Raw genomic sequence first — 13033 nt, forward strand, 5'->3', positions numbered from 1 at the left:
CGAGGCGCGGGAACGGCTATGTCTTCACCGACAGAGCTTGGCGATCGTCGGGATTCGACTTCGAGATCGCCTTTTTGTCATTGCTTCGCTGCGCTCGCAATGACGACGGGTAATCCGGCTGGAATTGGGCTGGTTTGGTAGGTTCGGGAACGATTGACGATGATTGCCGATGCAACGCCTGTGGCGCCGAAACCTCGCCCGGTTCTGAGCTTTCTCGTCCACCTCGCCTTCTGTCTCATCGGCATCGCCCTCGCTTCGCTCACGGCGGCCCTGACCTATATCGGCGCGATCATGGTTCGGTCCGATACCGGCCTCGGCGATGCCGGGGATGCCCCGACCCTGATTGGTGCCCTGGCTTATATGACCGTGCTGCTCGCCGGCCTGCCGGCACTGCTGACCCGTGCCCTCATGCACCTGCTCGGCTGGCGGGCGCCCTGGCCCTATATGGCGGCGGCGGCGATCGTCGCGGCCGTCGGTGCGGTCTATCTGATGTTCGGTACCGAGTGGATTTCCAACGGGAACCCCGAACTTGCCGGCGTAGCCCTCGGCTTCGGTTTGATGGGGGCGCTCTGCGGCCTGGTGTTCTGGCTGGTGGCGGTATGGCTGCCCGACCGCCTTTTGAGGCGCTAGCGCCGCTGCATCCTGATTGATTGGGTCATTACGCTTGGCCTGAGCCCCGCGTGACTGGCCGCCGGCAGCTGCTTGCGTTCTATGGCGAAACATCTATTCTTGTTGAACAAATGTACAACAAGAGATCAGGTCGAGATGCCCCGCAATCCGCGCTACGACATTCTGTTCGAACCGGTGCGCGTTGGCCCGGTCACCGCACCCAATCGCTTCTACCAGACACCGCACGCCACCGGCATGGGCTATCTCAGGCCGGAAAGCGGCGCCAAGCTGCGCGGCATCAAGGCAGAGGGCGGCTGGGGTGTAGTCTGCACGGAATATTGCTCGATCCATCCGAGTTCGGACGATTCGCCCTTCGGCTTCCTGACCCTGTGGGACGAGGACGATGTGCGCTCGCTCATGCCCACGGTGGAAGCCATCCATGATCATGGCAGCCTTGCCGGCGTGGAGCTGTGGCATGGCGGCTCCCATGCCAATAACCGCCTGACGCGCGAGCCCGTCCTGGCGCCGTCGGCCCGTCCGGCCCTGATTCCGCAGCCGGGCAGTGCGCGCGCCATGGACAAGGCCGACATCAAGGCGTTCCGGACCTGGCACCGCGATGCTGCCCTGCGGGCCAGGCGGGCCGGCTTCGACATCGTCTATTGCTATGCCGGCCACGATTATCTGCCGTTCCAGTTCCTGTCGCCCCGCCTCAATCTGCGCGGCGACGAATATGGCGGCAGCCTCGCCAATCGCGTCAGGCTGCTGCGGGAACTGATCGAGGACACGCATGAGGCCGTCGGCGACCGCTGCGCGGTTGCCGTGCGCCTGTCGGTCGACGAATTGCACGGGCCGCGCGGCATCACCTCCCAGGGGGAAGGGCGGGAGATCCTGGCCATGCTGGCGGAGTTGCCGGATCTGTGGGACGTCAACGTCTCCGGGTCGCTCGGCAATGATTCCCGCTCCGCCCGCTTCAGCGACGAAGGCTTCCAGGAAGAGCATGTCGCCTTCGTCAAGGCTCTCACCAGCAAGCCGGTAGTCAGCGTCGGGCGTTTCACCTCGCCCGACAGCATGGTGAGCCAGGTCCGGCGCGGCATCCAGGATTTCATCGGCGCCGCCCGCCCCTCCATCGCCGACCCCTTCCTGCCCAGGAAAATCGATGAGGGCCGGGAGGACGAGATCCGCGAATGCATCGGCTGCAATATCTGCCGTTCGGCCAACAACGAGGCCGTGCCGCTGCGCTGCACGCAAAATCCCACCATCGGCGAGGAATGGCGGCGCGGCTGGCATCCCGAGCGCATCGAAACGACGGCCGGCGGGCCGTCACGCGTGCTGGTGGTAGGCAGCGGCCCGGCGGGCCTCGAATGCGCCCTGACCCTCGGGCGCCGCGGGCATCGCGTGATGCTCGCCGAGGCCGAGCGCCGGCTCGGCGGCCGTATCAATCGCGAATCCACCCTGCCGGGGCTCGCCAGCGGGGCTCGCGTGCGCGACTACCGCCTCACCATGATCGGCAAGCTGCCGGCCATCGAGCTCTTTCCGGAAAGCCCGCTCGCTGCCGAGGACGTTTTGGGGCTCGAGGCCGAGCATGTCGTGCTCGCGACCGGCAGCCGCTGGCGGCGCGACGGCATCGGCAGCCTCGGCGAGGAGGCCGCTGACCTCGGCACCGGCCAGATCCTTACGCCCGACGACATCTTCGCCGGTGCCGAGGTTGGCGGGCCGGTGCTGATCTATGACGACGAGCATTACGCCATGGGCGGTGCTCTGGCCGAGACCTTCCGCAGGCAAGGCCATGAGGTGCGGCTGGCCACTCCGGCAGCCATGTTTTCGAGTTGGACCGTGATGACGGACGAGCAGTTCTTCATCCACAGGCGACTCCTGGAACTTGGCGTGGAACCGCTGCTCGGCCAGCGCCTGGCCGGAGCGGCGGATGGCGTGGCCGAACTCGCCTGCACCTATACCGGGCGGATCCGCCGGCATGATTTCGGCACCCTCGTCCTGGTCACCGGCCGCATGGCGGAGGATGGCCTCTATCGCGAGTTGGCCGATAGGGCCGGGCAGTGGGCGGCGGCCGGCCTCCGCTCCGTCACCCGCATCGGCGATTGCCTGGCACCCTCGTCGATCGCCGACGCCGTGCATGCCGGCCATCGCTGGGCCCGCGAGTTCGACAGGCCGCCGGCCGAGGTCGTGCCGCGCCGGGAGCGGCCACTGCCGGCTTGAAGCTGGCGTTTCCGATATCATCCTTCGCTTCTACCGCAGGGGCCCCAGCGCGCTTTCGAGCAGGCCGAGGCTGGCCTCTTCGGCCTCGGCCGGGGTCACCGCCTTGTCGTCGAGGCACCATTCCAGCCAGAGGCCGTCGACCAAAGCGATGAAATTGCGAGCGAGTCCGGCGGCATCGACTTGCCGGCTGCGATGGGCTGCGATGGCGGCGATTTCGACGGCCAGTTCGCCGCGATAGGCCTCGTAGAGGCGGCGATGAGCCTGGCGGAGCTTGTCATTGACGGCGATCTCGCCCCACAGCGCCAGCCAGACCAGCAGATTGTCGCGGGTGAAGGAACGCGGCTGGAAATTGGAGCGCACCAGGGCGAGCAGGACGGCCTCAGGCGGGTTCCCTGTCCGGTCTTGCCGCTGCCGGCGAGCCTGCGCGATATGCTCGCTGACGCTTTCATAGAGCGAGGATTGGTAGACCTCGACCAGGAGATCGTCGAGGCTGCCGAAATGATGGTTGATCAGGCCGCGCGAGACCTGGGCTTCCTTGCAGATGCTGTCGATGGTGAAGGCGGCGATACCGCCCTTGGCGAGAGCGCGTATGGCGGCCTCGATCAGTTGGCGCCGGCGGACGTCTGCGGTTTCGCGGTTGAAGCGGGGCGCGCGCTTGGCGGGGCGGGGCGGTGTCGGCGAAACGGAGCTCAAACCCAATCGCTTTCTTCCGACACCGGCGTGCGCTCAGTTCTTGGGCGGCGTGCCGATATCGAAGCTGAAATATCTCTTGGCGAGCTTGTCGAACTCACCGCTCTTGTAGACGGCAGTGATGCCCGCATCGAGCCTGGCCTTCAAGTCGATATCGCCCTTGCGCAGGCCGCCGGCGATACCCGCCTCGAAAATCGGGTCCTTGGGCACGTTCTTGACCTCGCAGCATTCGCCGTCCTTGCCCTTGAGAAAATCGGCCAGCGCGATGCTGTCGGCCAGGCCGAGATCGAGGCGGCCGGCGACGAGATCGGCGTTGGCAGCATCCTGGGTCGAGTAGGTCTTCACGCTGGCTTCGGGATAGGCGCGAGCGATATAATCGGCATAGACCGTACTCGTCTGCACGCCGACGGTCTTGCCCTTCAGCCCGCCGGGCGAAAAGTCGAAGCTGTCGCCCTTGGCGCCGACGAAGTGAGCCGGGGTGGTGTAATAGGGGATGGTGAAGGCGATCTGCTGGGAGCGTTCCGGCGTGATGCCCATCGAGGCCCAGATCACGTCGATCTTGTTTGAATTGAGCGCCGGGATGATGCCGTCCCAGGCGGTCTGCACGATCTCGCAATCGAGCTTGGCGGCCTTGCAGACGGCCTTGGCGAGATCGACCTCGAAACCGACCCATTGCCCCTCGGCATCCTTGGCCGCGAAGGGCGGATAGGGTTCGGCGGCAAGGCTGACGCGGGTCGGCGCGGCCTCGGCCCCGGTGATGGCGACGTAGAGCAGGGCGGCGGCGGCAATACAACGCGTCCCGATGTGAAGAGGCATGGTGTCTTTCCGTTCTCTCTGGCTGCACAGGCATGGCCGCGAAAGATCGGATGATCGGCAGGGACAGGCATGAACGTTTCCCGATGCCGAGCATCCTCCGCCACGGCTGCTGTTCTCTCTTATTGAACAAACGTACAACAAGAAAAATGAGGATGCAATGGCCGTGGCGGCTGGTCGGAACGCGACAGGTCAACGGCATCGCGCGTCGGCAACGGCGAGATGCCGGCAGGTCGTGATTTTGCTGTGAATTTGCAGGAGTTGAGTAGGGCGAGAGCGCTCCTCCATTCGCGGCTTGGCATAGAATGGGGAGGCTTGATCGGCCACTGCGAGCGGGGTGTGAATGAGCGAGGATCGGGCCCTACAGCCGCCAGGCGATCGTCCGGCGCTCGTTTTGCTTTTTCATTTGGCTTTCAGCCTGCTGGGCATCGCCCTAGCCTCGCTCATGGCGGCGCTGGTTTATGTCAGCGCGGCGGCGCTTCAAGGCGGAAAGTTCTTCCCTTTGGAACTGCAAGAGTCCTTTCCGGCGGCGACCCCGGTCACGAGCCTGGCTGCGCTGACGGCGATGTTTGCAGTCATTCCCGCCTTGTTGACGCGAGGAGCCGCGCAGTTGATCGGGTGGAGATCGCCCTGGCTCTACATGGCCGCGGCCGCGGTTTTTGCCGTCGCCACCTATTTCGAGATGGCCCGCACTGCGGAGTTGTTAGCAGAGGATCCCCGTCTTGCCATGGATGCCACGGCTTTCGTCGCGCTGGGCGCAGCGTGCGGCCTGGTGTTCTGGCTGGTGGCGGTGCGGCTGCCGGCCGGTCTTGCAAAGCGATGAGCCCGTCCAGACCGGCAGGCTCTGCCCTCAAACCCTGGCGGCCAGGGCCTCGAACAGCTGGAGATTCAGCCTGTCGGTGGGATCGTCCACCGGTTCGGGTTGCGACGACATCTTGACGATCACCACCTCGGCGGCTGGGTTCACATAGAGCCACTGGCCGTGAATGCCGATGGCCAGGAAGGCGCCGTTGGCATAGCCAGTCTGATACCATTTGTTGCGGTAGCGGCCCTGGCCGAGCAGATGCACGAAATCGCCCTGCTGCCAGGCTTCGCTGCTGCCGCCCCGGCGGGTGTCCTCGACCCAGTTTTGCGAGACGATGCGGGTGCCGTCGAGACTGCCGCCCTGGCGCATCATTTCGCCGACACGGGCAAGATCCCGCGCGCTCATGCTGATGCCGCCGGCAGCCCGTGCGGTGCCGGCCGCGTCGACGGTGACGATGCCATCCTGGCGGGCACCGATCTTCTGCCACAGACGCGAGGAGGCGTAGTCGGCATAGCGCTCACCGCTGGCCCGTTCGACCACAATGCCAAGCAGGTCGGAATTGGGCGAGCGGTAGCGGAAGGGGCCGCCATGCTCGCCGGCGCCCTTGGGCATGGAGGCGATAAAGCCCAGCAGCGTGCCGGGATCCTGCCCCGGCGCCGAGGGGTTCCACAAGGTGGCGCGCCGATAGCGGGCAAACTCGCCGGTGGGATCGAGATAGGCTTCCTCGAAGGAGAGGCTGACGCGCATGTCGAGCAGATGGCGCACGCTGGCGTCGGCAAAGGCCGAACCTGCGACTTCGGGCACATAGTCGGCGATCGGCGCCTCGGGGTCGAGCCGTCCCTCGTCCTCGGCGACACCGGTCAGGATCGCGGTCAGCGATTTGGAGATGGAAAAGACGATGTGGCGGCTGGCGCTGGTGAAATGCGCGGCATGGTAGTCGGCGACGAAGCGGCCCGCCTTCATCACCACCAGGGCATCCGTGGAGGTCTTTTCGAGGATATCGGCGAGAGAACCCCGCTCCGCCCCGATCTCCAGTTTTTCGCGCAGCAGGCCGGAAGGATCGGCATCCGGGGGTTCGGGCAGGGCGGCGTTGGCGGCGATCCGGGCCGTCGGCACCAGTTCGGACACGTTGCGGAAGGCCCAGACATTCCAGGGCGCCTGGCGCCAATTGCCGAGCTGCACGGCATCACGGCGAAAGCCATAAGCGGTTTCGAAGGCTGAAAGAGACATGGGTGATGGATATACGTGAGCAATTGATGGGAGATCAGGATGTGACGTAATCAGCCTTCTCCCCTTGTGGGAGAAGGTGGCGCGAAGCGCCGGATGAGGGGTTTTGTGCGACCGTACCAGAAGGGTGGTGCGACCCCTCATCCGCCCCTTCAGGGCACCTTCTCCCGCAAGGGGAGAAGGAAATCGCGCTTCATTCTTCTTGGTCGAGATGGACGCCCCTACTTCTGCAGCTCGGTCCAGATCTTGCTGTAGAGCTCGGTCACTTCGGGCGGGCAGGCATGCGAGAACTCGGCGGTCTTCATGATCGCCTCGGGCACGTTGACCTCAGGCGCATCCTTCATGTCGGCCGGCATGAACTTTTCCGAACCAGCGATGCCGTTGGCATAGCGATGGAAGGCCGAGTTCATCGCAGCGTTTTCAGGATCCATCATGAAGTTCATGAACAGCTTGGCGTTCTCGACATTCTTGGCTTCCTTCAGCACGACGATGTTGTCGCTCCACAGCTGCACGCCTTCCTTCGGATAGCCGTAATGGATCTGCGGGTGGCCCAGGCGCTGGCGCAGGGCCGAGCCATTCCAGTCGCTGGAAGCCTTGAAGTCGCCGGCGCCCATCTTCTCGATGGTGTTGTATTCCATCGCGATCCAGTTGGGCTTGGCCTTGACCAGGGTGTCGCGCACCTTCTTGAGCAGGGCCTTGTCGCCGTCGCACATCTTGCCGCCATTGTAGCGGATGGCGGCGTGGATGACGTCGTTCATCTCGGGCACGACATTGGTCTTGCCCTTCAGCTCGGGCGGCGTGTCGAAGATGATGCCCCAGGTGTTGATGTCACCCTTGTAGACGTCGGTATTGACCACGACACCGACCGTGCCCCAGGCCCATGGCACCGAATATTTGCGGCCGGGATCGAAGGGCGGATCGGCCCATTCCTTGGCGACGTTCTTGAAGTTCTCCATCTTGGAGGGGTCGACCTCCTGGACGAGGCCTTCGGAGATCCAGATCGGGATGAAGTTCTGCGAGGGCATGGCGATGTCGTAGCCCGTGCCGCCCTGGCGCACCTTGGCGAGCGCCGTGTCATTGGAGTCGTAGTCGGTGATGGTGACCTTGACGTTGTATTTCTGCTCGAACTTCTTGATCATCTCCGGGCTGGTGTAGTTGCCCCAGTTGAAGATGTTGAGCGCGCCCTCCGCGCTGGCGAGGCTCGTGGATGCGAGCAGCGCCAGGGCGGCCGCTGTGGCCGTCGATTTCCAGTTCATCTCTGTCTCCCGTTACAAAGCCGGGGCACCGGCTTGAGCTCTATTGCCCCCAACCTGAGTGGCGATGCGGCGGTTGGACGAAGATGTGATCTTCGCTCCATCCGGCGCATCAGTCTTTCTTCCTGCTGATGAAGAAGAAAATCGTGACGATGACGACGGACAAGAGCAGGAAGACCGTCGACAGCGCATTGACTTCGGGTGTGACGCCGCGGCGCAGCTGGCCGAGCATATAGGTCGGCAGCGTGTCCTGGCCGCCGGACTTGACGAATTCGGTGATCACCACATCGTCGAGCGAGGTGACGAAGGCCAGCATCAGGCCGGCGAGGATGCCGGGCCAGAGCAGCGGCAGCGTCACGCGCCGGAAAGCCCGCCAGGGCGTGGCATAGAGGTCGGCGGCGGCGCGCTCCAAGGTGAGGTCCATGCCTTCCAGGCGCGCGCGGATCGGCAGATAGGCGAAGGGCACGCAGAAGGCTGTGTGGGCGGCGATCAGATAGGCCAGGCCGTCATAGCCGGTGACGATCTTGATGCGGGAAAAGAAGATCAGCAGCGCCACGCCGGTGACGATCTCGGGCACCATCAGCGGCTGGTTGATGGCCGAATAGGTGAAGGTGAGGCCCGGATAGGCTTCGGTACGTGTGGTCGCCAGCGCTGCCATGGTGGCGCAGACGGTGGAGAGCACCGCGGCGATGGTGGCGATCTGGAAGGAGCGCAGGGTGGCATCGACCACCTGGTCGTTGTTCCAGGCCGCCACGAACCATTTCAGCGAGAAGCCGCCCCAGGTGGAGACCGAGGAGGATTCGTTGAAGGCGTAGATCACCATCACCACGATCGGCAGATAGAGCAGCACGAAGCACAGCAGCGCGATGGTGGTGAAGCCGGGCTGGCGGCGGATCGAGAAGGGCTCAGCCATGTTTCACCCCCGAGCCACCCGTATTGCGCACATAGACCAGCAGCGCCACCATCACGATCGCCATCACCGTGATGGAGAGCGAGGCGCCCAGCGGCCAGTTGCGGCCCTGGCCGAACTGCAGCTCGATCAGGTTGGACAGCATCATGTTCTTGCCGCCGCCGAGCAGGTTCGGCGTGACATAGGCGCCGAGCGCGGGAATGAACACCAGGATGGAGCCGGCGACGATGCCGGGCTTGGTCAGCGGGATGATGATGCGGCGGAGCACCTGGAAGCGGCTGGCATAGAGATCATAGCCGGCCTCGACCAGGCGGAAGTCGAACTTCTCCATGCTGGCATAGATCGGCAGGACCATCAGCGGCAGGTAGACATAGGCCATGCCGGCCAGGATGGCGGTATCGGTATAGAGGATCTGCAGCGGTGCCGAGATCACGCCGAGCTTGATCAGCACCATGTTGAACAGGCCTTCGTTGCGGATGATCTGCAGCATGGCGAAAGTGCGGATCAGAAGGTTGGTCCAGAACGGGATGGTGATCAGGAACAGCCAGAGGTCGCGCCGGTGGGCCGGCCGCGTCGAGATGAAGTAGGCGGTGGGAAAACCGAGCGCCAAGGTCACCACGGTGGTCATCAGCGCCAGCTTCACCGAGCGCCAGAAGATGGTGAGATGGGCGCTGGCCAGCGACAGGGTGTCGTCGAACATGTCGCGTTCGAAGAGGACCGAGGTCCAGCCTTCGGTGGAGAATTGCCACTTCACGTCGCCATAGGGTCCCGGCACCAGGAAGGAATAGACCAGCACGATCAGGAGCGGGCCGGTGGCGGCGACCAGGATCACAAGGAGAGCAGGTGCGGACAGCAGCCAGCGGTTGCGGGTTTCGTTGCGGCGGGCCTTGGTGGCGATTTCGGCAGCGTCCGTCATCAGTCCCTCAACACCCGGGCTGTGCCTTCGGCAAAGGTGACGCCGGCGCGCTGGCCAGGCTCGAAGGCCTGTCCTGGGCTGGTCACCGCTCCAGCCCCGGTATTCTGCCGGCGCACGGTGAAGCGGGGCCCGTGATCGAGCCGCAGATGGAAATGCGTATCGGTGCCCAGATAGACGACATTCTCCACCGTCCCGGCCAGGAGGGCGCCTTCGGCGGCGGTGAGCTGGGCATGTTCGGGGCGCACCACCAGCCAGGTCTTGTCGGCGGGCTGGTGCCCGTCGCTGAGGCCGGCCGTGATTTCGCGGCCCGAGGGCAGCTTGACGCGGGCCTGGGCGCCGTTGCGGCCGAGAAAATCGGTCTCGATGAAATTGGTCTCGCCGATGAACTCGGCGACGAAGCGCTCGGCCGGCGTGTCGTAGATGTCGCGCGGGCCGCCCACCTGCAGGATCCGTCCGGCCGACATCACCGCGATGCGGTCCGACATGGCCAGGGCTTCCTCCTGGTCATGGGTGACGAAGATGAAGGTGATGCCGGTCTCGTGCTGCAGGCGCTTCAATTCGAGCTGCATTTCCTTGCGCAGCTTGTAGTCGAGGGCTGAGAGCGGCTCGTCGAGCAGCAGCACCTTGGGCTGGGGCGCCAGGGCGCGGGCAAGCGCCACGCGCTGCTGCTGGCCGCCCGAGATCTGGCTGGTCTTGCGATCGGCCAGGTGCTCCATGCGCACCAGGCGGAGCATCTCGGCGACCCGCGTGCCGATCTCGGCCTTGGGCTTGCCCAGCATTTCCAGGCCGAAGCCGATATTCTCGGCTACCGACATGTGCGGGAAGAGGGCATAGCTCTGGAACACCGTGTTGACCGGCCGCTTGAAGGGCGGCAGGCCCGCAATGTCCTCGCCATAGAGCAGGATCTGCCCGGAGGTGGGGAAATCGAACCCGGCGATCAGGCGCAGCAGCGTGGTCTTGCCGCAGCCCGACGGCCCGAGCAAGGTGAAGAATTCATTCTGGCGAATGGATACGCTGACCGTATCCAGAGCGACGAAGGCATGGTCGCCAGCGCCGAAAACCTTCCGCACATCGCGAACTTCGATTGAATTGACAACCGTTCCGTCCGGCACGCACAACCCCTCATCTGCCTTGGCTCACGGCCAGGCTCGTCTCGGTTCATTTTTCTTGGCTTTCGATAATGTGATCACATTATCCGACGGTTTGCAACGGGCCGGTGTGCAGGATTTTCAGGCAACCCCTGCGGCTGAAGGCAGCGATCATGCGGCATTTTTGACCGCTCCCCTACGCAAAAGCGGGGCGGACTGCTAAGGCAGACGCAGAAAAACGGGATTTTCAGGCGAATGAAAAAAGTTGACGGTCGGGCCGAAGGCAGGGCTGGCGAAGCATCGCCGCGCTTCATTCTGGCCTCCAAATCCGCCATTCGCGGCGAGATGCTGCGTGCCGCCGGGCTGGCGATCGAGGCGATCCCGGCAGCGATCGACGAGCGCGGCTTCGAACGCCGATGGCAGGCGGACAATCTGGCCCCCGACCGGGTTGCCGAAGCGCTTGCCCGCGAGAAAGCCCTTGCCGTTTCCCGCGATGCGCCGGGCGCGGTGGTGATCGGCGCCGATCAGACCATGGCCTTGGGCGAGCAGCGCTTTTCCAAGGTGGCGACCTTGGCGCAGGCTCGCGACAAGCTCCTTGTCCTGCGTGGACGGCGCCACGAACTCCACTCCGCCTATGCCCTGGCCCAGGACGGCGACGTCATCGCGAGCGGCGTTGCCAGCGCCCGCCTGACCATGCGCGATTTCTCCGATGCCTTCCTCGACGACTACCTTGCCCGCGCGGGCGAGGCCATCCTGGGCAGTGTCGGCTGCTACCAGCTCGAAGGGCTGGGCGTGACCCTGTTCGAGGCGATCGAGGGTGATTATTTCACCATTCTCGGCCTTCCCTTGCTGCCTTTGCTCGCCGCGCTGCGCGAGCATGGCCTTGCGACCGCCTGAGCCTTTACAGGACCTGCCATGAAACGTGCCTTCGTCGTCGGCTACCCCATCTCCCATTCGCGCTCGCCCCTGATTCACGGCTTCTGGCTGAAGGAACTCGGTATTCAGGGCAGCTATGAACGCATCGCCGTCGAGCCTGCCGCGTTCGAGACCTTTGTCAGGACCCTGGCCGAGCAGGGTTTCGTCGGTGGCAACGTCACCGTGCCGCACAAGGAGGCGGCCTTCCGCCTCGCCAGCGTGGACGATCCTGTCGCGCGCGATCTTGAAGCCGTCAACACGCTTTGGTTCGAAGGCAGCCAGCTCAAAGGCATGAATACCGATGTCACCGGCTTCCTCGCCAATCTCGACCAGGAAGCCCCGGGCTGGAGCGCCGGGATGACGCAGGCCGTCGTATTGGGGGCCGGAGGTGCTTCCCGAGCCATTCTCTATGGGCTCCTGCAGCGCGGCGCCGAGCGGATCCTGCTGATCAACCGCACGCTGGAACGCGCCGAAGCTCTCGCCCGTCATTTCGGCACGAAGGTCACGGCTTTGGCCTGGGACCAGGCCGAGACCGCCCTTGCAGAGGCCGATCTCCTGGTCAACACCACATCGCTCGGCATGAAGGGCCAGCCGCCGCTCGATCTCGACCTCTCGCGCCTGCCGAAATCGGCGCTGGTGACCGACATCGTCTATGTGCCGCTGGAGACACCGCTGCTCGCCGCGGCCCGGCAGCTCGGCCTTGCCACGGTGGATGGGCTCGGCATGCTCCTGCACCAGGCGGTTCCCGGTTTCGAGCGCTGGTTCGGCGCCCGGCCCGAGGTGACGCCGCAATTGCGGGCGCTGGTGCTGGCGGACATCGAGGCGAAAGCGTAGGATTTCAGGGCTTCGGATTTCTGAGCCTAAGGTTTCTTGACGATCCCTGCTGGCGTGCCGGTGTGATCACGATACGAATGGGGGCGCATGCTCCCTGGAGGCGATGATGACCTTCATCCTTGGCCTGACCGGTTCGATCGGCATGGGCAAGTCGGCGACGGCGGCGATGTTCCGCGCGCGGGGCGTACCGGTGCACGACGCCGATGCCACGGTTCATCGTCTCTATGCCGGGCCGGCCGTGGAGGCGGTGGAGGCAGCCTTTCCGGGGGTGTCCGTGGATGGGGTGATCGATCGCGCCAAGCTCGGCCGGCAGGTATTCGGCAATGCCGAGGCGATGCGCACTCTCGAAACCATCGTGCATCCGCTCGTGCATGCTGCCGAACAGGATTTCCTGGCCGCTGCCCGCGCCAAGGGGGCGAACCTTGCCGTGCTCGACATCCCCCTGCTCTACGAGACCGGTGGCGAACGGCGCTGCCGGGCTGTGGCGGTGGTCTCGGCGCCCGCCCGCATCCAGCGCGAGCGCGTGATGGCGCGTCCCGGCATGGACGAGGAACGCTTCGCCGTGATCCTGGCCCGCCAGGTTCCAGATGTGGAAAAGCGCCGCCGCGCCCATTTCATCATCGATTCGAGCAAGGGTCTCGACTTTGCCCAGAGTCAGGTGGATGCCATAATCACGGCCCTGTCCTCCACCGCCTGAGTCGGAAGCGGTGAGGTGAAAAATGGTCATCTGCAGCGTCGCTTCGCTTGCCAAGACGAAAG

13 protein-coding genes are annotated in these 13033 nt (G+C 64.6%); 6 read left to right on the plus strand and 7 right to left on the minus strand.

Annotation, left to right across the window (positions count from 1 at the left end; all coding sequences use genetic code 11):
- Nucleotides 1-159: 159 nt before the first annotated feature.
- A complete protein-coding gene (locus tag ACIGJE_RS03695) occupies nucleotides 160-630 on the plus strand; it encodes a hypothetical protein (protein ID WP_415081903.1) in 471 nt (156 codons plus the stop codon).
- Between the two features lie 135 nt (nucleotides 631-765).
- Nucleotides 766-2823 (plus strand): oxidoreductase, encoded by a 2058-nt coding sequence (locus tag ACIGJE_RS03700; RefSeq protein ID WP_415081901.1) that lies wholly within the window; start codon nucleotides 766-768, stop codon nucleotides 2821-2823.
- A gap of 30 nt (nucleotides 2824-2853) precedes the next feature.
- On the opposite strand, the gene ACIGJE_RS03705 is transcribed toward ACIGJE_RS03700, so the two are convergent.
- Together ACIGJE_RS03705 and ACIGJE_RS03710 are read right to left on the minus strand one after the other, a co-directional pair.
- Nucleotides 2854-3522 (minus strand): TetR/AcrR family transcriptional regulator, encoded by a 669-nt coding sequence (locus ACIGJE_RS03705; protein ID WP_415081899.1) that lies wholly within the window; start codon nucleotides 3520-3522, stop codon nucleotides 2854-2856.
- Nucleotides 3523-3549: 27 nt separating this feature from the next.
- A complete protein-coding gene (locus ACIGJE_RS03710) occupies nucleotides 3550-4329 on the minus strand; it encodes a transporter substrate-binding domain-containing protein (protein WP_415081897.1) in 780 nt (259 codons plus the stop codon).
- 340 nt (nucleotides 4330-4669) lie between these two features.
- On the opposite strand from ACIGJE_RS03710, the gene ACIGJE_RS03715 reads away from it, so the two are divergent.
- On the plus strand, nucleotides 4670-5149 hold the full coding sequence (locus ACIGJE_RS03715) for a hypothetical protein (protein ID WP_415081895.1): 480 nt from the start codon (nucleotides 4670-4672) through the stop codon (nucleotides 5147-5149).
- 27 nt (nucleotides 5150-5176) lie between these two features.
- On the opposite strand, the gene ACIGJE_RS03720 is transcribed toward ACIGJE_RS03715, so the two are convergent.
- From ACIGJE_RS03720 to ACIGJE_RS03740, 5 genes are all read right to left on the minus strand, one after another.
- Nucleotides 5177-6361: a serine hydrolase domain-containing protein gene (locus ACIGJE_RS03720; protein WP_415081893.1), complete on the minus strand. Its 1185-nt coding sequence runs from the start codon at nucleotides 6359-6361 to the stop codon at nucleotides 5177-5179.
- Between the two features lie 218 nt (nucleotides 6362-6579).
- On the minus strand, nucleotides 6580-7614 hold the full coding sequence (locus tag ACIGJE_RS03725) for an ABC transporter substrate-binding protein (RefSeq protein ID WP_311934068.1): 1035 nt from the start codon (nucleotides 7612-7614) through the stop codon (nucleotides 6580-6582).
- Nucleotides 7615-7723: 109 nt separating this feature from the next.
- On the minus strand, nucleotides 7724-8524 hold the full coding sequence (locus tag ACIGJE_RS03730) for an ABC transporter permease (RefSeq protein ID WP_068283473.1): 801 nt from the start codon (nucleotides 8522-8524) through the stop codon (nucleotides 7724-7726).
- Complete coding sequence (locus ACIGJE_RS03735; RefSeq protein ID WP_311934070.1) at nucleotides 8517-9437, minus strand: ABC transporter permease; 921 nt, start codon at nucleotides 9435-9437, stop codon at nucleotides 8517-8519. Before ACIGJE_RS03735 ends, ACIGJE_RS03730 begins: the two co-directional genes overlap by 8 nt.
- The gene (locus tag ACIGJE_RS03740) at nucleotides 9437-10549 is read right to left on the minus strand and encodes an ABC transporter ATP-binding protein (protein WP_415081889.1); all 1113 of its coding nucleotides are present in this window, start codon (nucleotides 10547-10549) and stop codon (nucleotides 9437-9439) included. The genes ACIGJE_RS03735 and ACIGJE_RS03740 overlap by 1 nt, the downstream gene beginning before the upstream one ends.
- A 231-nt stretch (nucleotides 10550-10780) precedes the next feature.
- Here ACIGJE_RS03740 and ACIGJE_RS03745 point away from each other — a divergent pair, with 231 nt between their 5' ends.
- The 3 genes from ACIGJE_RS03745 (at nucleotide 10781) to coaE (ending at nucleotide 12971) form a co-directional block, all read left to right on the plus strand.
- Nucleotides 10781-11422 (plus strand): Maf family protein, encoded by a 642-nt coding sequence (locus ACIGJE_RS03745; RefSeq protein WP_415081887.1) that lies wholly within the window; start codon nucleotides 10781-10783, stop codon nucleotides 11420-11422.
- An 18-nt stretch (nucleotides 11423-11440) separates the two neighbouring features.
- Entirely contained in the window at nucleotides 11441-12274 is an 834-nt protein-coding gene (locus ACIGJE_RS03750) for a shikimate dehydrogenase (RefSeq protein WP_415081885.1), read from the plus strand.
- A 106-nt stretch (nucleotides 12275-12380) separates the two neighbouring features.
- Complete coding sequence (gene coaE / locus ACIGJE_RS03755; protein WP_415081883.1) at nucleotides 12381-12971, plus strand: dephospho-CoA kinase; 591 nt, start codon at nucleotides 12381-12383, stop codon at nucleotides 12969-12971.
- The last annotated feature ends 62 nt before the right edge of the window (nucleotides 12972-13033 follow it).

This window comes from Labrys sp. E2SS-1L, from assembly GCF_057073705.1.

Coding starts and splice junctions, on each gene's coding strand:
- ACIGJE_RS03710 (WP_415081897.1), bottom strand. CDS start 4,329: ATGCCTCTTCACATCGGGACGCGTTGTATTGCCGCCGCCGCCCTGCTC.
- coaE (WP_415081883.1), top strand. CDS start 12,381: ATGACCTTCATCCTTGGCCTGACCGGTTCGATCGGCATGGGCAAGTCG.
- ACIGJE_RS03725 (WP_311934068.1), bottom strand. CDS start 7,614: ATGAACTGGAAATCGACGGCCACAGCGGCCGCCCTGGCGCTGCTCGCA.
- ACIGJE_RS03745 (WP_415081887.1), top strand. CDS start 10,781: ATGAAAAAAGTTGACGGTCGGGCCGAAGGCAGGGCTGGCGAAGCATCG.
- ACIGJE_RS03730 (WP_068283473.1), bottom strand. CDS start 8,524: ATGGCTGAGCCCTTCTCGATCCGCCGCCAGCCCGGCTTCACCACCATC.
- ACIGJE_RS03700 (WP_415081901.1), top strand. CDS start 766: ATGCCCCGCAATCCGCGCTACGACATTCTGTTCGAACCGGTGCGCGTT.
- ACIGJE_RS03715 (WP_415081895.1), top strand. CDS start 4,670: ATGAGCGAGGATCGGGCCCTACAGCCGCCAGGCGATCGTCCGGCGCTC.
- ACIGJE_RS03720 (WP_415081893.1), bottom strand. CDS start 6,361: ATGTCTCTTTCAGCCTTCGAAACCGCTTATGGCTTTCGCCGTGATGCC.
- ACIGJE_RS03695 (WP_415081903.1), top strand. CDS start 160: ATGATTGCCGATGCAACGCCTGTGGCGCCGAAACCTCGCCCGGTTCTG.
- ACIGJE_RS03735 (WP_311934070.1), bottom strand. CDS start 9,437: ATGACGGACGCTGCCGAAATCGCCACCAAGGCCCGCCGCAACGAAACC.
- ACIGJE_RS03750 (WP_415081885.1), top strand. CDS start 11,441: ATGAAACGTGCCTTCGTCGTCGGCTACCCCATCTCCCATTCGCGCTCG.